This window comes from Haloplanus sp. C73 (assembly GCF_051195115.1).
In the GTDB taxonomy this organism is placed as follows: domain Archaea; phylum Halobacteriota; class Halobacteria; order Halobacteriales; family Haloferacaceae; genus Haloplanus.
The window spans coordinates 41,428-64,064 of sequence record NZ_JBNTJZ010000005.1; the positions used below are offsets into that span (position 1 = coordinate 41,428).

Below are 22,637 nucleotides of genomic sequence, written 5' to 3' on the forward strand. Positions count from 1 at the left end.
ACAGCATACCAAACGGGGGGGTCGGTGAGCGCAAAAGGCTACCGACTCGGGGGGTCGCCCGACAACTTTAGCCAGCGCCTCGTCAAGAACGGGCCGTGACCCGAACCATCGACGACGCGCAGGCCGACCGACTCGGCGAGCGCCTCGACGAAGCGTATCGCCGGGGCGACCCGCTCGACCCCGACGAACTGTCGGCCGACACCCTCACCGTCGCGGACGGCTACGCCATCCAGCGGGCCGCACTCGACCGCCGCGAGGACCGGGCGGGCCCGACCGTCGGCTACAAGGTCGGATTCACGTCCGAGGCCATCCAGTCGACGCTCGGCGTCGATTCGCCCGCCTACGGGCGCGTCCTCGCCGACACCGTCCAATCCGAGGGGCGACTCGACGCGAGCGGGATCGTCGACCCGAAACTCGAACCCGAACTCGCCGTTCGGCTCGGCAGCGCGCTCGACCCGCCGGTGACGGCAATAGATGTCCTCGGCGCCATCGAGTCGGTCGTGCCCGTCCTCGAAGTCGTCGACTCGCGGGTGGCGGACTGGACGATGACCGCGGGGAGCGCCGTCGCCGACAACGCCCTCGCCGCGCGGGTGGTTCACGGGGAGCGGACCGCCGACCCGACCGGATTCGATTTGGCGCTCGAAGGCGTGGAAGTCCGGCGAAACGGCGAGCGGACGGCGACGGGTATCGGCGCGGACGTCCTTGGCTCGCCCGTGCGGGTCGTGGCGTGGCTGGCGGAGACGCTCGCGGACCACGGCGAGCGACTGGCGGCGGGCGACATCGTCTCCACCGGGTCGCTGACCGAACTGGTGCCGGTCGAGCCGGGCGATACGGTCGAGGCACGCTTTGCGTCGCTGGGGAGTGTCACCGTGTCGCGCCCCCCGAGAGATTCAAGCCTCTGACGTGTAGAGTCTAGGTGATGCCATCGACAGTCGTCCACTTGGCCATCGGCGGTATCGTCGCCGCCGCGCTACTGGGCGAGGAGTTCGACGGTCGGGCGGTGGCCGTCGTCCTCGCCGCCACGGCCGTGCCCGACTTGGACACCTTCGTCGGCCTCTACGTGCAGGGAGCGCACCGGGCGCTGTTACACACGCTCGTCGTGCCCGCGATGGCGACGGTGGCACTCACCTACGACACCCGACTGAGCCGGGTGTCACGACTGCACACGCGGTGGGGGGCGCGCGGGACGCGAGTCGCGTGGGTCGCAGTCGCCGCACTAGTGTTCGGCGGTATTTTGCCAGACCTGATGACGAACGGCGTCAACGCGTTCTACCCCTTCTACGACCGGTTCCTGACCGTCGACGGGGAGCTTCTGCTGTCGAATCAGCGTGGCGTCGTCCAGACGTTCGTCGACCTGTCCGGCGCGCCCGACCGGACGACCGAAAACACCCACTACTGGACGGGCGTCGACCCGACGCCGGGACAGGAGCCAACGAACGTCGAGCGAATCTTCCCGGTCGTCCGCTCGGGGTTTCAGTTGCTCGTGGTCGGTCTCGGCGCCTTTACCCTCGGTGCGCGATTTCTGGAGGAGCGCTGATACGGGGTAGTGTGACTGTTTGCCGGTGGTTCGCTGAGACGGGGCGGCGAACCACCGGTCATGACTCACGCTAACCCGTATGAGGCCTCGCTTTCACGTGACTGCGGGCATTACGGCTCCCGATGCCCGCCGACACCGCGCTCCTGTGGCTTCGCCGTGATCTCCGCCTCCACGACAACCCGGCGCTCGCCGCCGCTGCCGACGCCGACCGACTGCTCCCGGTGTCCGTCTTCGACACCGGTCACTACGGCCTCACCGACTTCGGCGGCGACCACTCGTTCACCTACGAGAAGACCGCCGGACAGCGGACGCGGTTTCGAATCGACGCCGTGGCCGACCTCCGCGAGCGTCTCCGTGACCGGGGGAGCGACCTCGTCGTCCGCGTCGGCGACCCAGCCGAGGTCATCGACTCGCTCGCCTCGGAGGTGAACGCCGAGGCGGTCCACGTCCACACGCGCCCGACGCCGGAGGAGAAGGCTGTCGAGCGGCGCGTCGAAAACCGCGTCGACGCGGACCTGATACCCCACTGGGGGCACACGTTGTATCACCCCGACGACCTACCGAGCGACGTATCAGAAATCGACGACACGTACACGCCGTTCCGGAAGGCGGTGGAGTCGGCGGCGACGGTCCGAGAGCCAGCGTCGGTGCCACCGCTTCCCCCGAGTCCGGAACTCGACTCAGGAGAGATACCCACGCCGACCGACCTCGGCGTCGACGTCGACCCAATCGACAACCGAAGTGCGCTCGATTTCGAAGGGGGTGAGACGGCGGCGCTCGACCGCCTCGACGAGTACCTCTGGGAGACGGATTCGCTCCGCGAGTACAAAGAGACGCGAAACGGGTTGCTCGGGCGGGATTACTCCTCGAAGTTCTCGCCGTGGCTGAACGAGGGGTGTCTCTCGCCGCGGCGGGTGAGTGCCGAAATCGACGACTACGAGGACCGGCGGGTGGCGAACGACTCGACGTACTGGCTCCGGTTCGAACTCACGTGGCGCGATTTCTTCCAGTTCCAGTTCGAGAAGCACGGCGGGACGTTCTTCACGCCGGGGGGCATCCGCCAGCGCGAGATTGCTTGGAACGAGGACGTCGAGGCGCTCGAACGGTGGAAACGCGGCGAGACGGGAGTCCCCTTCGTCGACGCCGCCATGCGCGAACTGGCGGCGACGGGCTATCTGTCGAACCGGGGTCGGCAGAACGCCGCCTCTTTCCTCGCAAACGACCTGCGAATCGACTGGCGGCAGGGCGCGGCGCATTTCGAGACGGAACTGGTGGACTACGACCCGGCCTCGAACTACGGTAACTGGGCGTACGTCGCGGGCGTGGGCAACGACTCCCGTGACCGGTCGTTCGACGTACTGTGGCAGGCCCACCGATACGACCCAGACGCCGAGTACGTAACCCGATGGCTCCCGGAACTCGATGGACTGATCCCCGAGGCGGCCCACGAACCGTGGACGCTCCCCGAATCAAAACGGGCCGGCCTCGCGTACCCCGACCCGATAGTCGACCCCGAGACGCTCCGGGAGGAGTGACCGTGACGGGCGAGCGTTGTGAGGTGGTGTACGTCCGCGTCGACGGCGAGGGGCTGTTGGTCGCGCCGAAGGGAGCGACGCTCAGAGACGTCCTCCGGGACGGCGACTGTTCGCCGTACACCCGGCTCACGGAGCGGGTGAACTGCGGTGGCCGAGGGCTGTGTGGGACGTGCGGCGTCCGAATCGACGAGGGACCGGACGCGACCCACTGGCACGATGGCCTCGCGGAGCGGTGGGGGTATCCGCGGCTCTCCTGTCAGGTCCGGCTGACCGAGGACGCGCGGGTACGCCTCCCGGAGAAGGTTGTGTGGGGGCGCCGGGAGTGATGGCAGGTCAGAGGGTATCGTAACCGTCCACCGATTCTCGTCGGACCGTCCCGGCGAGAATCGCGGATGACTGCCGAGACCCCTATCAGACCGGGCGGCCGTCGACGTCGGTACCGACGAGGTAGGTGCCGAGCGTGAGAAGCGCCGCCGCGGCGACGGCGACGAGGTCGATTGTCCGCGTCGTTCCGGGGAAGACGGTCGGGAGGAACGCGACCGTTCCCACTACCATCAGGACGATACCGATCAGGCCACGCTGCTTGAGACCGAGCATACGACACCGCTCGTTCCCCAGTTACATAATTGATTAGCTTTTTCGCCGGCAGAGTCACTTGCCGTACTCGTGACCGAGGACGAGGGTGACGGCGTTCACGGCGAGGAGGGTGAGAAACACCGTGACCTGCTGGCCGTCGAGGCCGCCGAGGAGGAGGGGCAGATAGAGGAAGGGGAGGGTGACTGCGGTCCAGAACGCCAGAAACCGGAGCGGTGCGACGACGACGGCGCGGCTCAGGCGAACGAGCCGCGAGTCGACGAAGTCGTCGGGGCGGGGCAAGCGGTCAATCGGTGGGGTGGGAGACGAGTTCGACATCGGGGACACCTCGATTACGTCATACAGACCCGACCCCATATACCCCGCCGAGCGTTGCCGTCGTTTCGGGGCATTTCATCGCCTGCCAGCGCGCGGGCGCGTCGGCTGACAGCCGCCTCACCGAGCGCGTAACATTTTATTATCTGTTCTAACTCTTTTATTCACAGTTTCACGCCAGAACATATCGGGCACCGCACACGGCGTCGGCGCCAGTCACGAACCGGTGTTCTCTTAACCACGGTGATGCGTAGGTGGGAACGAACGTTCATGTCGAATTCGAGCGCCACGACGGAGCGGCAAGTCGACAGTAACCTGTTCATCACCGTCTCCGGGCCACCGGGCTGTGGTGCGACGACACTCACTGAGGGGCTTGCGGACGCGCTGAACTGCGGATACGTCATCGGCGGCGACATCTTCCGTGACCTCGCCGACGAGCGCGACCTCTCGCTGCAGCAACTCATCGCCAAGGCCGAGGAGGACGACGAAATCGACCGTGCGCTCGACCAGCGACTCCGCCGCATCGCCGAGCAGTGGGGCGCGGCGAACAAGGCCTTCATCCTCGAATCCCGCCTCGCGGGGTGGCTCGCGGGCAACCGCGCCGACCTGCGCATCTGGCTCGACGCCCCCGAGGAGGTCCGCATCGAGCGCCTCAGCGACCAAGAGGAGATTGCCGCCGTGATGCGCGTCCGTGAAGTGAGCGAGGCCGGCCGCTACGAGAGCTACTACGGTATCGACGTCGAGGACCAGTCGTTCTACGACCTCTCCATCAACACCGCGCGGTGGGACGCAGACACCGTCCGCGACATGGTGCTGACGGCAGTCGAGGACTACGACCCCGAGACGGACGAGGGCGCGTTCACGACGCGCGACGTGACGATTTAGCGGCCGCGGTCGTTTCTGTGTCGCCCTCGACTTCCCTCAGCGCGCCGCTTCGCGCTCGTCGCGGACGGCCCGCAACACGTCCTGCCGAGCGACGATACCAACCAGAGTGCCGTCGTCGACGACCGGCAACCGGTTGATGTCTCGCTCGTCGTCCGCCAACAGGGAGAGGATGGTGTCGAGGTCGGCCTCGGGGGCGACCGTCACCACGTCCGCCGTCATCACCTCGCTGATGGGGCGGCCGGCGTGTTTCGCAAGGTCGAGACCGAGGTCGAGGTCGTCCCACGACACGTCGATGGCGTAGGTGAGCGTCTCGGTGAACGGCGGGAGCCCGATGGGGAGCCACAGCACCCTATCTTCGGTCTGGAACAGGTGGACCAAGTCGTGTTGAGTGACGATGCCGACGACGCGGCCCTCGTCGTCGACGACGGGGAATCCGTTGAAGTCGGCGCGGGCCAGTCGTCCGAGCACCTCGCTCACCTCGTCGCCGGGGGCGACCGTCTCGACGTCTGTCTCCATCAGGTCGCGGGCTGTCAGAGTCACATCGGTCGAACGGCCGACGCCGAGGTAGGTGTTTGGGTCCCCCGCGCCGTACGTTTAAGTAAGGGCACCGCAAAGGTGAGGTATGGCCGTTCACGGCCGGTCGACGCTCAGGAACCTGTTCGACGACTCGCCGACGCCCCACATCGCGCATCCGCCGCGCACCCACCACCGGCACTTCTACGTCGCCACCGACGGCTCCTATCGAGCCAACGGTGGCGGTCTGGGGGCCGTCATCGAAGCGCGAGACGGGACGCGAGTCGCCAGAGTCGCCCTTCCGGACACGCCGCCCGACAACAACGTGGCGGAGTATCGGGCGCTCCACCTCGGGCTGGACGTCCTCGCCGCCCGGGCGCCGCCGGGGTCGCGCGTGGGCGTCCTCATCGACCACGACGACCTCGCGGCGAACGTGAACCACGCCGTCCTTGCCGCGGACCATCCGGACTGGCAGCCGACCCGGCCGCTCGACGTGCCGTCGAGAAGCGAGTACCACTGGCGCGGCATCCGGGCGCGCATCGCCACCTTCGACGAGATTCGGGCGGCGCGTATCGACAGCCGCGTCAACCCGGCGCATCCGCTCGCGAACGCGCCCGAGCAGTACGCACACGTCAACCACCGCGAGGAACACTGCGTCGTCCCCGACACCGACGGGAGTAATCGCGGCCAGCCGAGCCGAGCGACGGCCGACGACGGCGAGATTCCGCCGCCGTCGCGGGCCGAGCGTCGTGCCAGCGACTAGTCGTCGCGCTCTTGGGCGTCGACGACGGCCACGCCCGCGAGGTTGACGATGTCTTTCACTTCGTCGCCGCGCTGGAGGACGTGGACCGGCTTGTCCATGCCGACCAGCATCGGGCCGATGGCGTCGGCGCCGCCGAGTCGCTGGAGGAGTTTGTAGCCGATGTTCCCGGCTTCGAGATTCGGGAAGATGAGCACGTTCGCGGGGTCCTCCAAGTCCGCGAAGTCGTAGGTGCCGTTGAGAATGTCCTCGACGACGGCGGTGTCGGCCTGCATCTCGCCGTCGACGGGGAAGTCGACCGCGGGGTCCTCGCGGAGGGTCTGGGCCGCCTGTCGCGGCTTCCGCGTCCCCTCGTTGTCCACGCTCCCGAAGTTGGAGTAGGAGAGGAACGCGGCTCGCGGCTCGACGTTGAACCGGCGGGCGAGTTCGCCCGTGTGGCGGCCGATTTCGGCCAACTCGTCGGCGCCGGGGTCCTGATTCACCGTCGCGTCAGCGACGAAGATGACGCGGTTGCGGAAGGTGAGCATGTAGACGCCCGCCGCGTACTCCGCGTCGTCCGCCGTCCCGATAATCTGGAGCGGGGGGCGAAGCGCCGAGGGGTAGTGATGCATCAGCCCGGTCAACATTGCGTCGGCGTCGCCCATCTCCACCATGACGCTACCGAGGTAGTTGCCGTCACGGACGAGTTCGCTCGCCTCGCGGCGGGTGACGCCCTTGCGCTTGCGGAGTTCGTACAGGCGGTCGGCGTAGGCGTCGAGTTCGTCGTTGACGGGGTCGACGATTTCGGGGTCGAAATCGAGGCCGAGTCCGTCCATCGTCGTCCAGATGTCGTCTCGGTCGCCGATGAGGACGGGCGTCGCGATGCCTTGGTCGGTTATCTGATAGGCGGCCCGAATCATCTTCTCGTCGGCGCCCTCAGCGAGGACGACCCGCTTGGGGTCGGTCTTGGCCTTGTTGAGGACGACCCGCATCATCTCGCGGGACTTGCCGAGTCGCGCCTCCAGTTCCTCGCGGTACGTTTCGAGGTCGATAGATTTGCGCGCGGCGCCGCTCTCGATGGCCGCCTCGGCGACGGCGGGCGCAACCTCGAACATCACTCGCGGGTCGACGGGTTTGGGGAGGATATACTCGGGGCCGAACTGGAGCGGCTGGTCGCCGTAGGCTTTCACCACCGCGTCGGGCACGTCCTTGCGCGCCAAGTCGGCGAGCGCGCGGGCCGCCGCGACTTTCATCGCCTCGTTGATTTCGGTCGCGCGCACGTCGAGCGCCCCCCGGAAGATGAAGGGGAAGCCGAGGACGTTGTTCACCTGATTCGGGAAGTCCGAGCGCCCGGTGCCGACGATGACGGTGTCGTCGCGCGCGGTCTTGGCCTCGTGATACCCGATTTCTGGCTCGGGGTTTGCCATCGGGAAGATGATGGGGTTGTCGGCCATCGACTGCACCATCTCCTGACTGACGATGCCGCCCACCGACAGGCCGACGAAGACGTCTGCGCCCGCCATCGCGTCGGCGAGGTCACCGGCCGAGCGGTCCTGTGCGTACTTGGCCTTGTACTTGTTGAGGTCGCCGTCCTCAACCCGGTCGGTCGTGATGATGCCCGAGGAGTCACACATCGTGATGTTCTCGCGCTCGACGCCGAGCGAGACGTAGAAGTCGGCGGTGGCGATGGCGCTTGCGCCCGCACCGGAGATGGTGACCGTCAGGTCTTCGAGGTCCTTGTCGATGATGTCGGCGGCGTTGACGAGGCCGGCACCGGTGATGATGGCGGTGCCGTGCTGGTCGTCGTGGAAGACGGGAATGTCCATCTCCTCGCGAAGCCGCTCCTCGATTTCGAAGCAGTCGGGCGCCTTGATGTCTTCGAGGTTGATGCCGCCGAAGGTGGGTTCCATCGCCTTCGTCGCCGTGACGATGTCGGACGGGTCGTCGAAGTCGAGTTCGATGTCGAAGACGTCGATGTCGGCAAAGCGCTTGAAGAGGACGCCCTTCCCCTCCATGACGGGTTTCGACGCCTGCGCGCCGATATCGCCCAGCCCGAGTACCGCCGAGCCGTTCGAGATGACGCCCACGAGGTTCCCCTTGGACGTGTACTCGTAGGCCATGTCGGCGTCCTCGCTGATGTCCTGACAGGGGGCCGCCACGCCGGGGGAGTACGCGAGACTCAGGTCCCGTTGGGTGTTCGTCGGCTTCGTCGTCGAAATCTCGATTTTGCCGGGAGGGTCCTGTCTGTGGTACTCCCTGGCGTCGTCGTCAAGTCCCATACCCGCGACCACAGAGGGACGGCCAAAAAACCTTCCGTGGCGCGTCGACACCCAGATTCGGCAGACAGCGACCAGTTCGGAGCGCATCACCGTCGTCGGTGTGGGTACATCAACGGAACGGGTCGTTCCCCGATGTCGGGAGGGTTCGGACAGGTCTAAGTGTACTGGGTCCCGAGCCGCGCGTATGCGCCTTCGCGACCGGGTTACGTTCCCTCGCTTCGCCGCGTTCACGACGGGGCTGACGCTCTCGCTCGTCATGCTCGGCGTCTACACCGCCGCGACGGGGTCCGGACTGGCCTGCTCGGCTCAGTGGCCGCTCTGTGACAACGGACTCCTCCCCCAGACCATCCCGAGTTTCATCGAGTGGTTCCACCGCCTCGTCGCCATGATAACCGGCTGGTTCATCCTCGGCACCGCCATCTGGTCGTGGCGACGCCCGGACCGCACGACCCGCCTCACCGCGACTCTCGCCGTCGTCCTCCTCCCGCTCCAGATTAGCATCGGCGCCGTGACCGTCACCCTGAGCGGGCTCTTTCCCAACGGCTACTCCCCGCCGACGCAGGGCGCACACCTCGTCGTCGCGCTCACCATCTTCTCGCTGCTCGTGTGGACGACGCTCTCGGCGTGGGAGTTCGAGGGTCCCGCCCTCGACCGGGTTGAACGCGCGCTCAACGTCGCGTTCGGCGCGGTGGTCGTGAGCGCGCTCGTCAGCCGGGTGTTCGCGCCGACGCCGTACGGCCCCGCGGGACAGGCCGTCTTCTACGGCGCGGCGCTCGTCAGCGTCGGCACCCTCCTCGCCGCGACCCGGTGGCTCGCCGCCTCGGCCGTGCCGCGACTCCGACTCGTCACTGCCGGCACCGTGGCGCTCGTGTTCGCCGCGATGTTGCTCGGCCGTGACCTCGTGTTTTACACGCCGACGGTCCGCGTCGTCAACGCGCTCGCTTTCCTGCTTGCCGGTGTCAGCATCGTCGCCGTCATCGCGCTCGTTCGCCGGACTCCCCCCAGTCGCTCGGGGTCGGTCGCCAGTTAGAACTCGGTGACCACTTCGACGCCCGTCGTCCCGTAGTCGGTCATCGCGGCCAGTCGCTCCGGCACCTCGTCCAGCGACACCTCGCGCCGAACGAGGCGCGCGGGGTCGATGGCGCCCGATTCCAGCAGGCGAAGCAGTTCGTCGTATCGCGTCGGCGGCATCCCGCGGGCGCCGTGGAAGTCGGCCTCCAGCATCGCCATGTGCTCGACTGGCAGGGCCACCTCGCCGCGCTCCTCGTCGGTCGTCAGCCCGACCTGAACGTGGGTGCCGCGCCGCCGCAACGAGAACACGGAGTTGCGACACGTCTCGGCCACACCGAGGGCGTCGACGGAGACGTGGGCGCCGCCGTCGGAGATGTCTCGGACTGCCTCGGGCACCTCACGGTCGGCGTCCGCCGCGTTCACGGTGGCGTCGGCGCCGAGGTCGGTCGCCAACTCGAGCGCTTCCTCGCTGATGTCGACGGCGACGACGCGCGCGCCGAGAGCGTCGGCGATGTGGACCGTCGAGAGGCCGACGCCACCACAGCCGTGGACCGCGACCCAGTCGCCGGCGCCGACGTCGCCCCGCGCGGTGAGCGCGTGGAACGCGGTCATGAACCGACAGCCGAGCGCCGCCATCGACCGCGCGGAGACGCCCTCGGGAAGCGCCATCGCGTTGTAGTCGGCGTGGGGGCAGTGGACCTGTTCGGCGAACGCGCCCTGTGCCTCCTGCTGGAAGCCGAGGGCGAGGCCGTCCGTACAGACGTTGCCGTGGCCGCTGAGGCATTGCGGACAGGTGCCGTCGCCGAGGTTGAAGGGGACGGCGACGCGGTCACCGACCGCCACGCGCTCGACTCGGTCGCCGACGGCGACGACGCGACCCGCGGGTTCGTGGCCGAGAATCTGGCCGTCCTGCACCCGGTCACCGACCCACTCGCCGTGCCCCTGCCACGCGTGCCAGTCGCTCCGACAGATGCCACAGGCCTCGACGCGTATCACCGCGCCATGGGGCGCGGGGTCGGGGCGCTCGACGTCGGTGATAGAGAGCGGTTCGCCGTGGTCACGGAGGACGGCCGCACGCATACCGGCCCCACGCGGGGCCAGCGCAAAAGCTCACATGAAATCGGAGAGGCCCGCTTGGCCGTCGTCATCGTCGTCTGCGTCGTCGGCATCGTCGACGTCGTCCGCTTCCTCCGACGCCACAGGGTCGGCGTCGGTCGCCTCGGGCGTCGCCTCGGCGTCGGCGTACTCCCCGCCAAACGCGTCGGAGTGGTCCTCCATCGCCGACTCGCGCAACTCCTGTGCGTCGGCGACGATGGATTCCACCTTGTTCGTCGTCTCGCCGCTCCCGGTGACAAAGGAGACGGCGGCCTCGTCGAGGTCGTAGTACGCGGCCATCGCCACCGTCAGGTCGCGGGGCTTGCAGTGGTGGGTCATGGCGGCGAGGAAGGGCAGTACCTCGCGCCGGGCGGTCGCCATACTGAACCCGCCGCTCTCGGCTACCTTCCGGACTACCTCGTCGGCCGTCGAGTCCGATGACGGCCAGAACTGCGGGCGGTTGAAGCGTGTCCAGCCGCCTTTCTCCCCGTCGCGGGCGGCGGCGACGCCGCCGGCGAGGGCGTCGGTCGCGTAGCGCCAGTAGCTGTACTCCTGACTCGCGCGCACCCGTCCGAGCCACCGGTCGGCGTCGGCGAGGTGGTCGTACGCCCGCGCGAGTTCCGCCCCCTCGTACACCTTCGGGACGTTCTCGGCAATCCACTTCGTGAGGTCGTCCGGCGTCTCGTCGACGCGGTAGGCGGACTGAATCGCCTCCTCGGCCGACTCCTCTTTCAGCACGGCGTCGAGGAACGGAAAGACGCCGAGGCTACGGTCGCGGTCGCTCGTCACCACGTCGTCGACGGTGAGCCGTCGGTCGCCTTCCGCGGCGGCCTGCAGGTCGTTCACCGCCGAGCGAAGGTCGCCGTCGTTCACCTCCGCGATGCGGTCGAGGGCGTCCGCCTCGAACTCGATGTTCTCCCGGCGGCAGATGTCGCGGAGGACGGGGACGATAGAGCGCGCGGAGACGTCGCGGAACTCGATTTCGCGGCAGGCGTTGCGCAGGCCGCGGCTCATGTCGTAGTAGTCGTTGGCGAGGAGGACGATTGGCTGGTCGGCGTCTTTCACGACGCGAGTGAGCGCGCTCGCGCCCCCGCGGTCGTAGTTGCCGTGGATGTTGTCCGCCTCGTCAAGGATGATTAACTGCCGGCCACCGGTGTCGTCACCACCGGTCGACCCGGCGAGCGTGGCGTTTTTGGACGCACGGCCGGCAAACCGCTTGATGACGTCCGAGGTGCGCTGGTCGGAGGCGTTGAGTTCGACCGTCTCCCACCCCATGTCGGCGGCGAGGGCGTGGGCCGCCGACGTCTTCCCGACGCCGGGGCTTCCGTGGACGACGGCGGCCTCGCGGTGGTCGTCCCACGTCTTCGCCCACTTCTCCAAGGCGTCGCGCGCCTTGTCGTTGCCCCGGACGGCCGAGAGCGTCGACGGGCGGTACTTCTCCGTCCAGTCGGTCATTACCCGATGAAGGTGGGAGACGCGTTTAGTGATTGCGGAGCGCCCTCCGAACCGGAACCGGACACCATTTACGTCGGCCACGCGGATTCTGCGGTATGCGACGCCGTGTGTTCCTCGCCTCGGCGGGTATCGCCGCCCTCGCCGGCTGTTCGAGTGGTACCGGGTCGAACGACGGGACAGCGACGCCGACGTCGGCGTCGACTCAGACCCAGACCGGCGACCCGAACTTCGAAATCCGGGGGACTCGCTTCCCCGGTTCGAAGACCCTGAACGTCGCGACGACGTTCGTCATCGCCATCGAAAACACCGGAACGGGAGCCGGAACGTTCACGTCCGAACTGGACATGCGAGTCGGTGACGGCCAGTGGGAGACCGCCGGCGAAATCGAGATGGACATTCCCGCCGGCGAGACGGCCGAGTGGCACAGCCCCGAGTTCCTCCCGCAGTATCTGACCACGCTCCACTTCCGGCTGTCCGAATTCGACCAGACGTGGTCCATCGAAATCACGCCGCGAGAGCTCGATTTCGGCAACTACTACGCCGTACCGAACGGCCTCTACATCAACGTCCTCGGGGGGGCGTTCGAGTCGGCGTATCCGACGAGTGACGAGTCGACGAACTCGACGGCGACAGCGACGGCGACGGCGACAGCAACGCCGACACCCACGGCAACGCCGACGCAGGCACCGGACGGCGAAACGTGGGCCGTCATCAGTCTCGACGTTCGAAACAGGTTGCAGGAACCGCTTACAGCGCCACCCGCCTCGTCGTTCGACCTCAAAGTCGGCGGGGAATCGCGCCCACAGCACCAAGAGGTGGCCGAGAACCCCTACGAGGGCGGCGAACTCGCGGGGCGAACGGTCAGACGGGGAGAACTGGTGTACGCCGTCCCCGAGGGAACGCAGGTCCGAGACCTCAGCGTCGTCTGGGACAAGTCGTTCCCAGAAGGCGATGTCAAGTGTACGTGGACGAAGTAGTCGCCGAAGACGGGCAGTAGCGCGTACCGCCGCGAACGCGACGCTTAGGGTGAAACGATTCCCTAACCGAACCAAATTAACTATACCCTTCGGCATAGTTATCGTGACCAACGGTCATGAAACTCGCTACAATCGGTGTCGGCAACGCCGGAAGTAAGGTTGTAGACCGGATGGTCGAGTTCGAATCCGAGACCAACCGAAACCTCTGTCGACACGTCCACGCGATCAACACCGCCCGAACGGACCTCGCCAAGCCCGAATACATCCCCGAAGAGCAGCGCGTTCTGGTCGGCGACACGAACCAGAAATCGAAGGGTCACGGCGTCGGCGGCGACGTCGAAATCGGCGCCGAGGTCATGTCCTCCGACATCGACGAGATACGGCGCGCCTTCGACGACATCGAGATTCACAACGTCGACGCGATTCTCGTCGCGGCCGGCCTCGGCGGCGGCACCGGCAGCGGCGGTGGCCCGGTCGTCATCGACGCTCTCCAAGAGATGTACGACGAACCAGTGTACGCCCTCGGCGTCCTCCCCGGCGAGTACGAGGGCGGACGCCCGGCGCTGAACGCCGCGCGCTCCCTCCAGTCGTTCGTCAACAAGGTCGACAATTTCATCGGCTTCGACAACGACGCATGGCGCGCTCGCGAGCAGACAATCGAAGAGGGGTACGAGGAGATGAACCGCGAACTGGCGGCCCGCATCGTGACGCTGTTGGCCGCGGGCGAAACCGACGACTCGGAGGTGGCCGAGAACGCGATGGACTCCAGCGACATCATCCGCACCCTCGACACCGACGGCGTGTCCTCCATCGGATACGCGGCCACGGCAGTCGATGCCCAGCCCGAGGGCCTGCTGGACAGATGGGGCGGCTCCACCGAGGAGGACCCGCTCGACGACGCCAGTCAAGCGACGAAAATCAAGTCGCTCGTCCGTCGAGCGACCAACTCACGGCTGACGCTCCCCTGCGGCGTGTCGAGCGCCGAGCGAGTGCTCGTCGTGCTGTCCGGCCCGCCGGGCGAGTTCTCCCGGAAGGGTATCGAGAGCGCCCGCCAGTGGCTCGAACAGGAGGCCGAGACGGTCGAAGTGCTCGTCGGCGACGACCCGCGCGAGAACTCGTCTCGGCTCGCCGCGGCCGTACTCCTCTCGAACGTCTCGGACGCACCGCGCATCGAGACGATTCAGAATCAGGCCGTCGACGCCCAAGAACAGATAGCCGAGCAGCAAGCGGCGCGCGAGGAGAAGATTAACGACCTGATTACGGACGAAAACGACGACCTCGACCCCGTCGTCTGAACCGTGTCTCGAACTGAACGCGCTCCGCTTTCGCGCCGAGGCCAGCGATGAAGCTCGCGATGGTCGGCGTCGGTGGCGCCGGGGGCCGCCTCGTCGACACGATTCGCGGCATCGAGACCGACGGTGACCGGCAGTTGTGTTACGGAAACCTGCTGACGGTCGACATCTCGCGCACTGTCGACGACGAGTTCGACCACGTCCCGTCGTCCCAACACGTGACGATTGGCGACACGCATCGCGAGGTCGATGACGGCGTCGACGGCGACCAGGACCTCGCGGTCGAGGTGGCTCGCACCGACTTCCCCGAGATTCAGCGCGCCCTCGACTCGATAACGATGCGCAAGCTGGACGGCGTCCTCGTCGTGACGAGTCTGGGCGGGGGGACCGGAAGCGGCGCCGGCGCCGTCATCGTCGAGCGGTTACAGGAGCTGTACGACAAGCCGGTGTACGTCCTCGGGGTTCTGCCGGGCGCGGACGACGACGACCGCGCCTCGCTGAACGCGGCCCGAGCCCTCAGGTCCATCGTACCCGCCGCCGACAGCACCCTGCTGTTCGACAACGACCGCTGGGTCGACGCCGACGCCGAGGCCATCGACGAGGAGTACGAGCGGGCGAATCGTCAGCTCGCCGACCGAGTCGTGACGCTGTTTGCCAGAGGCGACATCGACCCCTCGGCGATTGGGGCGAACACGCTGGACTCCAGCGACATCATCCGCACGCTCTCGCCGGGTGGCGTCGCCTCCGTCGGCTACGCGTCGATAGAACTCGACGACGGCGGCGGGTTGCTGTCGTGGCTTCGGACACTCCTGTTCGGCGAGGAAGAGGACACTGACGAGCGAACGGACGCCGGGAAGATTCAGAGCCTCGTCAGGCAGTCGCTCAACTCACAGCTGACCCTCCCCTGTGAGGTGTCGAGCGCCGAGCGAGTGCTCGTCGTGCTGTCGGGGCCGCCGGAGAAGCTCTCGCGGCGTGGCTTCGAAAGCGCCCGTCAGTGGCTCGAAGAGGAGACGGAGACGGTCGAAGTGCTCGCCGGCGACGACCCGCGAGCGGGGTCCTCGACCGTCGCAGCCGTCGTGTTGCTCTCGAACGTCACCGACGTCCCCCAGATAGATTCGCTGCAGGAACGAGCCGTCGAGTACGAACGCGGTGCCGAACAGACGATAGACGGCGCGGACTGACGGCTCTTAGCGCTCGTCACGTCGCGGCCGAACCGCGTTGGCGAACGTGACGAGCAGTCCCAGTCCCCATCCGATTGGAACGGCGAGTCCGGACCACATCCCCACGAACGCGAGGCCGGAGAGGTTGAACTGGCGGCGGATGAGTTCGTTGAGGTTGCCGACGAACAGGACGTTGTCGAGGAGCCACGCGGCCAGCGACGTGCTCCGCGGGAGGATAATCTCGCCCAGCGTGGGCGAGACGAGCGCGGCCGTCACCGGCGGCAGGAATATCGCCGCGACGACGAAGGGGTAGGCGGCGAGGAGGGTCAGCGGCCGGCCGCCGACGCGAGCGGTGCCCCACGCGAGGCCGGCGGAGGCCGTCGCGACGACGCTGGCTATGAGGACCGCTTGAAACCCAGCGGCGGAGAACTCGCCCCACGCGAGCACCGTCAGCGCACCCCAGACGACGGCCACGGTGGCGAGGATGACGAACAACCCCAGACCAGTCGCGATGCGCTCGAGCCGTCGGGTCACGTACCGGACCCAGAACCCGGCGACTGCGAAGGGGTACGCGGCCACGATGAGCACGGTGCCCAACACGCTCCACAGCCAGAACACGAGACGGTCGCGGGTCGTCTGGGGACGCCAGCGGTTCCGGACGGGATGGCTGTCCGAGTCCATCGAGAACAGAAGCCCGCGCCACGCGGTCAGCAACCGGAGGAAGTCGGCTCTGACGGCGGCGACGAGCTCGGAATCCGTCTGCATCGGTCGGTGATACTCAGCGGGGTGGTTAACCGTTTTCGCTCGGGAGTAGTCAGAACGAGAGAATGCCCGGGGTGGGCTCCGAACCCACGATCTCCGCATGTCCCAGGTTACGAGGCTCGGCGGGCCTCAGGGGAGGCGGAGGCTTCCAAGGCCGAGGTGTATCCGCACCGAAGCTCGAATACCCTATGAGTGCGGCGCTATGTCCAGCTAAGCCACCCGGGCGCAGTAATCCGTAAGCCGATGCCGCCCTTGAAACTTCCCATATCAGTCCACCCCCCGGATTTATCATCCGCGGCGGGGACAGTCCGCGCATGAGTCAGCCGGATATCGTCCAGTCTGCCCTCGACGGCGAGTCGGTGGCGGCGCGCGTGGGCTTGGGCGGTGACGACCTGCTTCTCGTGACGCCGACGCGGACGCTCGTCTACCGGGCGGAGGGGTTGCTCTCCGACGAGACGGTCGAGGAGTTCCCCCACGACGCCGAACGCGTCAGCGTGTCCGAGGGGCGCCGCAAGGCCAAGATAACGCTCGATTACGGCCTCGACGGCGAGGAGACGTTCTCGGTGCCGACGAAACAATTGGATCAGGTGCTGCATCCGGTGCTCGCCGGCGTCCTGAACGCCCGCGGCATCACCGACTCCGGCGAGACCATCAAACAGACCTTCCGGTTCAGCGAGTTGACCATCGTCGTCACGAGCGCGCGGGTCGTCCGCCACATCGGCGGCGCCGTCTGGGACGAGGACTACGAGTCGTATCACTTCGAGGACGTGACCGACCTCGACTTCGAGGAGGGGAGCGTCGCCACGTCCGTCGTCATCACCCTCGGCGGGAGCCAAGAGCGGTTCAAGGCGCCGAACGAGCAGGCGCGGGCGCTCCGCGAGAGCCTCGTCGACGCGGTGTGTGCGTACCACGGCGTCGACGACATCGACGAACTCCGACAGGCAGCGACGCCAGCAGAGGACGACGCGGCCACCGACCCGGAGGGCCGCGTCTCCTTCGGCGACGGCCCCGACCCGCTGGACACGAGCGGCGTCGACGGCGACATCGAGCGCGAGGACGGGACTGAGGAAGCGCCCGAACCGACGGACGCCGAAACGACGGCCGACGACGGGTTCGGCGGGTCGGGGTTCGAATCGGCCGGCGTCGCGGACGACGACATCGCGCAGGAACTGGCGGACCTCCGGTCGCTCGTCGAGGAGCAAAACGAGCGGCTGGAGCGACAGGAACAGACCATCCAGCAGTTGATAGAGGAGCTTCGGCAGGGCCGCTGACTACGCCCGCCCCAGCACTTTTCGGACGCATTCAGGCCCGAAGGGGCCGAGTTCGCCGCTCTCGAACTGGACGAAGTGGCCGGTCGAGAGCGACGCACCACAGCGCCGACAGTCGTAGTCGCCGTCGCGAGTGACGACGTCGCGCTCGAAGCGGACGAAGCCGTCGCGTCGCATCCGAACCCGGTCCGCGTCGCGCTCGATGATACCGCGGAGTTCCGCCTCGTCGAGGACCGTCCGAACGAGCGTCGGGTCGGTCGTCACCGTCTCGATGCGGTCGACGACGGCCGACAGCGGGAGCGAGTCGGCTTCGATGGCGGCGAGCAAGTCGAGCGCGACGGCGACCCGGTCGTCGGTCGGCTCGGGCGGTCGGTCCTCGGTCACAGCCGGCGTTCGATGCGCGCGCCCATCAACGTCTCGGCTCCGCCCGACGAAGCGCAAACCGTTTGCACGGGGGCGCCGAGCCACGGCGTATGCGCCGTCGCACTCGGCTCCTCGCTGGCGCGGGCCTCCTCGCGCTGGTGGGCGTCCTCAGCGTCCTCGTCTCGCCGGCCGTCGTCCTCGACCGACTGGCGTGGGTGGCCGCCGACCCACTTCGGCTGACCGTGGCGCTCACGCTCGTCGCGCTGGTCCGGCCCCTGTTCGCGTGGCCGACGACGCTCATCGCCGTCGTCGCGGGCTACGGCCTCGGACTGCGGGGATTCCCCCTCGCGCTCGCGCTCGTCGTCGTGACGAGTCTGCCGCCGTACTGGGTGGCCGGGCGAGGCGCGGGCACGGGGACCGTCGCCAGCGCCGGCGAGCGGTTCGTCGCCGAGGCGGGCGCGCTGCGGAGCGTCGCGGGCAGTCGGCTCCTACCCCTGCCCTCGGACGTGGTGTCCGCGGGCGCGGGCGTTGCAGGTATTCCGGTCCGGACGTTCGCGCTGGGGACGGCCGTCGGCGAGGTTCCGTGGGTCGCGGCGGGCGTCGTCGCCGGCGACTCCTTCGCCTCGCTCGATTCGGTGTCGCTGGCCGCCGTGCTGGACCCGCGGGTCGTCGTCGGGGCGGGGCTGCTCGCGCTGCTGGCGCTCGCGGGGCCAGCCTATCGAACCTACGGGCGGCAGTAACCTCACTGCAAGAGCGACTCGCCGGTCATCGCGGCCGGTTTCTCGACGCCGACGAGTTCGAGCAGCGTCGGCGCCACGTCACACAGCGAGCCACCCGAGCGGACGCGGCGCCCGCCCGTCGGGTCCGTGCCCGGCGCGGCGTAGACGAAGGGGACGCCGTTGTGGGTGTGGGCGGTGTGTGGGTCGTCGGGAGACCCCATCTCCTCCGCGTTGCCGTGGTCGGCGGTGACGAGCGCGTGGCCGCCGGCGTCGTGGACGGCGTCGACCAGTCGGCCGAGTTGGGTGTCGACGGCCTCGACTGCCTCGACGGCGGCGTCGAAGTCGCCGGTGTGGCCCACCATGTCCGGGTTGGCGTAGTTCAACACCAGCACGTCCGGGTCCTCGCGCTCGATGTAGTCGATGGCGGCGTCGGTGACGCCGACGGCGCTCATCTCCGGTTGGCGGTCGTAGGTCGGCACGTCGGGGCTCTCGACGATGTGTCTGTGTTCGCCCTCGAACTCCACCTCGCGTCCGCCGTTGAGGAAGTAAGTGACGTGGGCGTACTTCTCGGACTCGGCGATGCGGAGTTGGGTCTTGCCCGCCTTCGAGAGGACTTCGCCGAGCGTGTCGGAGAGGTCGGCCGGTGGGAAGGCGACGGGGAAGTCGAACCGCTCGTCGTAGGCCGTCATCGTCACGAGGCGGACGTCGGGCTGGTCGAGGTCGAACGACCACTCGGGGTCGACGTCGGCGAGGAGGCGGACGAGTTGGCGGGCGCGGTCGGCGCGGAAGTTGGCGAAGACGACGGCGTCGCCGTCGCGGAGCGCGGGGCCGCCTTCGACGAGCGTCGGCTCGACGAACTCGTCAGTCTCGCCGCGACCGTAGGCCGCGCGCACGGCGTCGACGGCGGTCGATGCGACGTGGTCGGCCTCACGGTCGACGATGGCGTCGTAGGCGCGTTTCGTCCGGTCCCAGTTGGCGTCGCGGTCCATCGCGTAGTACCGCCCGATGACGGTGGCGACGTCGCCCGTTCCCTGCTCCGCCGCGACGGTCGAGAGTTCGTCGACGAAGTCGACGCCGTCGGTCGGCGCCGTGTCGCGGCCGTCGGTGAAGGCGTGGGTGACGGCCTCGACGTCGTTGCGGGCGGCGAGTTCGATGAGCGCGTGGAGGTGACGTTGGTGGGAGTGGACGCCGCCGGTGCTGGCGAGGCCCATGATGTGGAGGCGCCCGCCCGTCGCGCCGACGTGGTCGACGGCGCTCCGGAGCGCGCCGTTCTCGAAGAAAGAGCCGTCGCCGGCGGGGTCGGGCGGCGAGTCGTCGGTCGCCGTATCCCGCTCGATGGCGTCGTCGATGCGGGCGAGCGGTTGGGTGACGACCCGTCCGGCGCCGATGTTGAGGTGCCCGACCTCGCTGTTGCCCATCTGTCCCTCGGGGAGTCCGACCCGGCGGCCGGAGACATCGAGCGCGCCGGCGGCGCCGGTGGCGTAGAGCCGGTCGAACGTCGGTGTGTCGGCGGTCGAGACGGCGTTCCGGCCCGAGCCGTCCAGCCCCCAGCCGTCGAGGATGACGAGCGCGGCGTCCATGTCAGAGGCGATGCCACGGGTCGTTAACTAGCTGTTGCATCGACACGACCCAGTTCACCGGCACGCCTTTCCCCAGCGGCACCCGAACGAACTCAGCCTCGCGGCTGACATCGGCGCCGGGCCGATAAAGAGCCTGATGCGCGTGAAATCCGGGAGCGTGAAATCCGGGAAGGCGCGCCCGGTGGTCGACCTCGTCATCGGCATCGGCGGCACCCAACACACCGTCACCGCGAGCGTCGAGGACCGGAGCCACATGGACTACCCCCTGCTGCTCGGCCGCGACGTCCTCGAACACTACCGGGTCGACGTGCGGCGGCGGGCGGACAGCGACGAGCGAGACACGCCCGAGATGCTCGAAGAGTAGGCGTCGGGTCGCGTCCTCACTCCTCGGTTAGCCCCTCTCGGAGACCCTGAACGATAGCTTCGAGGTCCTCCGAATCGATGTCCAAATCGAGCGAGATGGCGTGTGGCTCCGTCGCCGCCGCACCGCCCGCCGCGCCGCCACCCGCCGCCGTTTCGGCCGCGGTTCGGGCCTCCTCGGCGGCCGCCCTCGCGTCCTGAGCCGCCTCCTTGGCCTCCGTCGCCGCCGTCGTAATCTGGTCGACGAGTTCCGTCACGTCCTCGGCGTCGCCCAGTTCCGCTTCGAGCGCGTCCGTCACGTCTTCGGCCGTATCTGCTGCCGATTCTCCCGATTCTTCGGACCCCGCCGTTTCGCCTTCTCCGGCCGTCTCGTCCGGCTCTGCCTCGTCAGTGTCTGCCTGCGCTCCGGCGTCCTCGGCCGTCTCGGCGGCCTCCTCTGTTTCGGTGTCTTCGGCCGTCTCGGCGGCCTCCTCTGTTTCGGTGTCTTCGGCCGTCTCGGCGGCCTCCTCTGTTTCGGTATCTTCGGCCATCTCGTCGGCCTCCTCCGCTTCGGACCCCTCCCCGTCTTCTCCGTCCACGGAAATCGTTATTCCCGGTCCGGCGTCGATGTCGATGCGGACCGTTCCGTCTTCCCGAGCCAGTTCGACGTCGGTCGCCTCGTCATCCACCGCGTCCTCGACGCCGCCGTCCGGCTCCAGATTGTCGGCGTCGGACGGCCCCTCGGATTCGACGTGGACGCCCTCTGGCAGGTCCGCGTCCGAGAGGTCGCCGGCGAGGCTGATTTCGACGCCCGAATCCTCGTCGACGCTGATTTCGACGCCCGATTCGCCCCCGACCGTGACCTCGACGTCCCCGACGTCTTCCAGCAGTTGGCGCGTCATCTCCTCGGCCGTGTCGCTGTCCTCGTCCGACCCACCTTCGGCGGCCTCGGACAGCGCCTGCTCCGCCGTCTCGGCCAGTTCCACCGCCTCGTCGGCCGGCGCCGTCGCGCCCTTCTCGTCGCTCGTCTCCTCGCCGCCGGGTTCGGGCGGCGTGGCGTCCGCGGCGACGCCTTCGAGTTCGTCGGCGAGGTCACGGACCGTCTCCGCCGCCGCTTCCGCCGTCGCCGCGGCCCGGTCGGCCTCGGCGATGGTCTCCTTCAGCGCGTCCTGCGCGGCCGACGCGGCGGTTTCGGCCGCCACGTCCCGCGCGACCGATTCGGCCGCCTCCTCGGCGGCCTGCGTGGCCACCTCCCGCGCAGCCGACTCCGCGATTTCCTCGACCGACTCCGTCTCGACCGTCTCCGCGGCTTCCTTGGACCGCTCGGCGGCCTCCTCCGCCGTCTCTGCCGCCTCGACGACCCGCTGGGCCGTCTCCTCCTCCAGCTTCTCGCTGGTTTCCGCTGCGACGTCTCGGGCCACCCGTTCGGCGACGTCTTCGGCCGTCCGTCGTGCGATGTCCTCGGCCACCTCCTCGGCGGCTTCCCGGGCCGTCTCCTCGGCCGTCTCCGCGACCACCCGCTCGGTCACGTCTTCGATGGTCTGCTCGATAGCATGGCCCGCTTCCGCCGGCTCGGCGGTCGATTCGGCCGTTTCGCTGACTGTGTCGGATGCCGCCGCGTCGGCCGCGTCCACGGCCGACTCGGCCACCTCGACCGCCTCACGCGCCGCCTCGCTAGCCGTCTCGGGGCCCGTCGCATCACTCGTGTCCTCGGGGAGACGATATCGCCCCTCCGCGTCGCGTTCGAGAACCCCTGCCCATTCGTACAGGTCGAGCAGGGTGGTGAGTCCGGTTTCGACGCGGCTGGTGTCGAGGTCCTGTTCCGCGAGTTCGGCGACGAGCGGGACGAGTTCCGCCCGGTCCATCGGGTTGTCGTCGAGGACGCCGCGAACGTCGTCCGTGAGGTCCCAGTCCGAGAGGAGGTCCCGCGCCGTCGCTCTGGCGCGGTCCTCGTCGCCCTCGGCGAGCGCGTCCGCGAGTTCCTGTCCGGCGTCGGTCAACTCGTGGCGCTGTTTGTGCGGTTCGAGAACGCCGAGCTCTTCGAGGAATCGGGTCTGCCGGCCGACGACGTCGGACACACTCGTGAGCGCCTCCACGTCCGCGGTGTACTGCGGCTCGTCTGCGGCGCCCGCGTCGCTCCAGCCGACCAGAATTTCGTGCAGTGTGTCGAGGCTCACGCCTTTCGGAATGTCGTGCTCGGCCATACGTCGACGCTTGCT

At 68.2% G+C, this 22,637-nt stretch carries 22 protein-coding genes, 1 tRNA gene and 1 pseudogene; 13 read left to right on the top strand and 11 right to left on the bottom strand.

Translation table 11 applies throughout. The features are described from left to right. The first annotated feature begins 95 nt into the window (after nt 1-95). The 4 genes from ACQUSQ_RS10040 (at nt 96) to ACQUSQ_RS10055 (ending at nt 3,398) form a co-directional block, all read left to right on the top strand. The gene (locus ACQUSQ_RS10040) at nt 96-902 is read left to right on the top strand and encodes a 2-keto-4-pentenoate hydratase (RefSeq protein WP_435068777.1); all 807 of its coding nucleotides are present in this window, start codon (nt 96-98) and stop codon (nt 900-902) included. Nucleotides 903-919: 17 nt separating this feature from the next. After that, nucleotides 920-1,537, top strand: coding sequence for a metal-dependent hydrolase (locus tag ACQUSQ_RS10045; RefSeq protein ID WP_435068779.1), 618 nt, complete (start codon nt 920-922; stop codon nt 1,535-1,537). Between the two features lie 122 nt (nt 1,538-1,659). Continuing rightward, nucleotides 1,660-3,072, top strand: a complete 1,413-nt coding sequence (locus ACQUSQ_RS10050; RefSeq protein WP_435068781.1) for a DASH family cryptochrome — start codon at nt 1,660-1,662, stop codon at nt 3,070-3,072. A gap of 2 nt (nt 3,073-3,074) precedes the next feature. After that, nucleotides 3,075-3,398, top strand: coding sequence for a 2Fe-2S iron-sulfur cluster-binding protein (locus ACQUSQ_RS10055; RefSeq protein ID WP_435068783.1), 324 nt, complete (start codon nt 3,075-3,077; stop codon nt 3,396-3,398). A gap of 85 nt (nt 3,399-3,483) precedes the next feature. Here the strand turns inward: ACQUSQ_RS10055 and ACQUSQ_RS10060 are convergent, their stop codons facing one another. Together ACQUSQ_RS10060 and ACQUSQ_RS10065 are read right to left on the bottom strand one after the other, a co-directional pair. After that, entirely contained in the window at nt 3,484-3,669 is a 186-nt protein-coding gene (locus tag ACQUSQ_RS10060) for a hypothetical protein (RefSeq protein ID WP_435068785.1), read from the bottom strand. A gap of 54 nt (nt 3,670-3,723) precedes the next feature. Continuing rightward, the gene (locus tag ACQUSQ_RS10065) at nt 3,724-3,984 is read right to left on the bottom strand and encodes a hypothetical protein (RefSeq protein ID WP_435068787.1); all 261 of its coding nucleotides are present in this window, start codon (nt 3,982-3,984) and stop codon (nt 3,724-3,726) included. Nucleotides 3,985-4,251: 267 nt separating this feature from the next. Between ACQUSQ_RS10065 and cmk the strand changes: the two genes are divergently transcribed. Next, nucleotides 4,252-4,866, top strand: coding sequence for a (d)CMP kinase (cmk, locus tag ACQUSQ_RS10070; protein ID WP_435068789.1), 615 nt, complete (start codon nt 4,252-4,254; stop codon nt 4,864-4,866). A 36-nt stretch (nt 4,867-4,902) separates the two neighbouring features. Here cmk and ACQUSQ_RS10075 read toward each other — a convergent pair whose 3' ends face one another. Further along, the gene (locus ACQUSQ_RS10075) at nt 4,903-5,406 is read right to left on the bottom strand and encodes a CBS domain-containing protein (RefSeq protein ID WP_435068791.1); all 504 of its coding nucleotides are present in this window, start codon (nt 5,404-5,406) and stop codon (nt 4,903-4,905) included. A gap of 82 nt (nt 5,407-5,488) precedes the next feature. On the opposite strand from ACQUSQ_RS10075, the gene ACQUSQ_RS10080 reads away from it, so the two are divergent. Continuing rightward, nucleotides 5,489-6,142, top strand: coding sequence for a ribonuclease H (locus ACQUSQ_RS10080; protein ID WP_435068793.1), 654 nt, complete (start codon nt 5,489-5,491; stop codon nt 6,140-6,142). Here ACQUSQ_RS10080 and ACQUSQ_RS10085 read toward each other — a convergent pair. Beyond that, complete coding sequence (locus ACQUSQ_RS10085) at nt 6,139-8,397, bottom strand: NADP-dependent malic enzyme (RefSeq protein ID WP_435068795.1); 2,259 nt, start codon at nt 8,395-8,397, stop codon at nt 6,139-6,141. The two genes, ACQUSQ_RS10080 and ACQUSQ_RS10085, sit on opposite strands and share 4 nt — an antisense overlap. Before the next feature lie 184 nt (nt 8,398-8,581). Between ACQUSQ_RS10085 and ACQUSQ_RS10090 the strand changes: the two genes are divergently transcribed. Next, nucleotides 8,582-9,427 carry a COX15/CtaA family protein gene (locus ACQUSQ_RS10090; protein ID WP_435068797.1) on the top strand — a complete coding sequence of 282 codons (846 nt, stop codon included), beginning with the start codon at nt 8,582-8,584 and terminating at the stop codon, nt 9,425-9,427. On the opposite strand, the gene ACQUSQ_RS10095 is transcribed toward ACQUSQ_RS10090, so the two are convergent. Continuing rightward, nucleotides 9,424-10,488, bottom strand: a complete 1,065-nt coding sequence (locus ACQUSQ_RS10095) for a zinc-dependent alcohol dehydrogenase family protein (RefSeq protein ID WP_435068799.1) — start codon at nt 10,486-10,488, stop codon at nt 9,424-9,426. The genes ACQUSQ_RS10090 and ACQUSQ_RS10095 overlap by 4 nt on opposite strands. A 30-nt stretch (nt 10,489-10,518) precedes the next feature. Beyond that, entirely contained in the window at nt 10,519-11,958 is a 1,440-nt protein-coding gene (locus tag ACQUSQ_RS10100) for a replication factor C large subunit (protein WP_435068801.1), read from the bottom strand. A gap of 95 nt (nt 11,959-12,053) precedes the next feature. Between ACQUSQ_RS10100 and ACQUSQ_RS10105 the strand changes: the two genes are divergently transcribed. From ACQUSQ_RS10105 to ACQUSQ_RS10115, 3 genes are all read left to right on the top strand, one after another. Continuing rightward, nucleotides 12,054-12,935, top strand: coding sequence for a DUF4352 domain-containing protein (locus tag ACQUSQ_RS10105; protein WP_435068803.1), 882 nt, complete (start codon nt 12,054-12,056; stop codon nt 12,933-12,935). 116 nt (nt 12,936-13,051) lie between these two features. After that, nucleotides 13,052-14,230 carry a tubulin/FtsZ family protein gene (locus ACQUSQ_RS10110; protein ID WP_435068804.1) on the top strand — a complete coding sequence of 393 codons (1,179 nt, stop codon included), beginning with the start codon at nt 13,052-13,054 and terminating at the stop codon, nt 14,228-14,230. A gap of 47 nt (nt 14,231-14,277) precedes the next feature. After that, entirely contained in the window at nt 14,278-15,408 is a 1,131-nt protein-coding gene (locus ACQUSQ_RS10115; protein WP_435068806.1) for a tubulin/FtsZ family protein, read from the top strand. Between the two features lie 6 nt (nt 15,409-15,414). Here ACQUSQ_RS10115 and ACQUSQ_RS10120 read toward each other — a convergent pair whose 3' ends face one another. Both ACQUSQ_RS10120 and ACQUSQ_RS10125 read right to left on the bottom strand, forming a co-directional pair. Next, nucleotides 15,415-16,152 (bottom strand): hypothetical protein, encoded by a 738-nt coding sequence (locus ACQUSQ_RS10120; RefSeq protein WP_435068808.1) that lies wholly within the window; start codon nt 16,150-16,152, stop codon nt 15,415-15,417. 63 nt (nt 16,153-16,215) lie between these two features. Then, a tRNA-Met gene (locus ACQUSQ_RS10125) sits at nt 16,216-16,374 on the bottom strand. A gap of 89 nt (nt 16,375-16,463) precedes the next feature. Between ACQUSQ_RS10125 and ACQUSQ_RS10130 the strand changes: the two genes are divergently transcribed. Next, nucleotides 16,464-17,420 carry a DUF7115 domain-containing protein gene (locus tag ACQUSQ_RS10130; protein WP_435068810.1) on the top strand — a complete coding sequence of 319 codons (957 nt, stop codon included), beginning with the start codon at nt 16,464-16,466 and terminating at the stop codon, nt 17,418-17,420. Here the strand turns inward: ACQUSQ_RS10130 and ACQUSQ_RS10135 are convergent, their stop codons facing one another. Next, the gene (locus ACQUSQ_RS10135; RefSeq protein WP_435068812.1) at nt 17,421-17,801 is read right to left on the bottom strand and encodes a DUF5830 family protein; all 381 of its coding nucleotides are present in this window, start codon (nt 17,799-17,801) and stop codon (nt 17,421-17,423) included. 89 nt (nt 17,802-17,890) lie between these two features. Between ACQUSQ_RS10135 and ACQUSQ_RS10140 the strand changes: the two genes are divergently transcribed. Next, the gene (locus ACQUSQ_RS10140) at nt 17,891-18,520 is read left to right on the top strand and encodes a TVP38/TMEM64 family protein (RefSeq protein WP_435068814.1); all 630 of its coding nucleotides are present in this window, start codon (nt 17,891-17,893) and stop codon (nt 18,518-18,520) included. A gap of 2 nt (nt 18,521-18,522) precedes the next feature. Here the strand turns inward: ACQUSQ_RS10140 and gpmI are convergent, their stop codons facing one another. Then, nucleotides 18,523-20,079: a 2,3-bisphosphoglycerate-independent phosphoglycerate mutase gene (gpmI, locus tag ACQUSQ_RS10145; RefSeq protein WP_435068816.1), complete on the bottom strand. Its 1,557-nt coding sequence runs from the start codon at nt 20,077-20,079 to the stop codon at nt 18,523-18,525. Nucleotides 20,080-20,167: 88 nt separating this feature from the next. Between gpmI and ACQUSQ_RS10150 the strand changes: the two are divergent. Next, a pseudogene (locus ACQUSQ_RS10150) lies at nt 20,168-20,443 on the top strand (RimK/LysX family protein); the annotation flags it as partial. Between the two features lie 16 nt (nt 20,444-20,459). Here ACQUSQ_RS10150 and ACQUSQ_RS10155 read toward each other — a convergent pair. Beyond that, on the bottom strand, nt 20,460-22,622 hold the full coding sequence (locus ACQUSQ_RS10155; protein ID WP_435068818.1) for a hypothetical protein: 2,163 nt from the start codon (nt 22,620-22,622) through the stop codon (nt 20,460-20,462). Nucleotides 22,623-22,637 lie beyond the last annotated feature (15 nt).

Coding starts and splice junctions, on each gene's coding strand:
- ACQUSQ_RS10045 (WP_435068779.1), top strand. CDS start 920: ATGCCATCGACAGTCGTCCACTTGGCCATCGGCGGTATCGTCGCCGCC.
- ACQUSQ_RS10050 (WP_435068781.1), top strand. CDS start 1,660: ATGCCCGCCGACACCGCGCTCCTGTGGCTTCGCCGTGATCTCCGCCTC.
- ACQUSQ_RS10060 (WP_435068785.1), bottom strand. CDS start 3,669: ATGCTCGGTCTCAAGCAGCGTGGCCTGATCGGTATCGTCCTGATGGTA.
- ACQUSQ_RS10065 (WP_435068787.1), bottom strand. CDS start 3,984: ATGTCGAACTCGTCTCCCACCCCACCGATTGACCGCTTGCCCCGCCCC.
- cmk (WP_435068789.1), top strand. CDS start 4,252: ATGTCGAATTCGAGCGCCACGACGGAGCGGCAAGTCGACAGTAACCTG.
- ACQUSQ_RS10080 (WP_435068793.1), top strand. CDS start 5,489: ATGGCCGTTCACGGCCGGTCGACGCTCAGGAACCTGTTCGACGACTCG.
- ACQUSQ_RS10085 (WP_435068795.1), bottom strand. CDS start 8,397: ATGGGACTTGACGACGACGCCAGGGAGTACCACAGACAGGACCCTCCC.
- ACQUSQ_RS10090 (WP_435068797.1), top strand. CDS start 8,582: ATGCGCCTTCGCGACCGGGTTACGTTCCCTCGCTTCGCCGCGTTCACG.
- ACQUSQ_RS10095 (WP_435068799.1), bottom strand. CDS start 10,488: ATGCGTGCGGCCGTCCTCCGTGACCACGGCGAACCGCTCTCTATCACC.
- ACQUSQ_RS10100 (WP_435068801.1), bottom strand. CDS start 11,958: ATGACCGACTGGACGGAGAAGTACCGCCCGTCGACGCTCTCGGCCGTC.
- ACQUSQ_RS10105 (WP_435068803.1), top strand. CDS start 12,054: ATGCGACGCCGTGTGTTCCTCGCCTCGGCGGGTATCGCCGCCCTCGCC.
- ACQUSQ_RS10110 (WP_435068804.1), top strand. CDS start 13,052: ATGAAACTCGCTACAATCGGTGTCGGCAACGCCGGAAGTAAGGTTGTA.
- ACQUSQ_RS10115 (WP_435068806.1), top strand. CDS start 14,278: ATGAAGCTCGCGATGGTCGGCGTCGGTGGCGCCGGGGGCCGCCTCGTC.
- ACQUSQ_RS10120 (WP_435068808.1), bottom strand. CDS start 16,152: ATGCAGACGGATTCCGAGCTCGTCGCCGCCGTCAGAGCCGACTTCCTC.
- ACQUSQ_RS10130 (WP_435068810.1), top strand. CDS start 16,464: ATGAGTCAGCCGGATATCGTCCAGTCTGCCCTCGACGGCGAGTCGGTG.
- ACQUSQ_RS10140 (WP_435068814.1), top strand. CDS start 17,891: ATGCGCCGTCGCACTCGGCTCCTCGCTGGCGCGGGCCTCCTCGCGCTG.
- gpmI (WP_435068816.1), bottom strand. CDS start 20,079: ATGGACGCCGCGCTCGTCATCCTCGACGGCTGGGGGCTGGACGGCTCG.
- ACQUSQ_RS10155 (WP_435068818.1), bottom strand. CDS start 22,622: ATGGCCGAGCACGACATTCCGAAAGGCGTGAGCCTCGACACACTGCAC.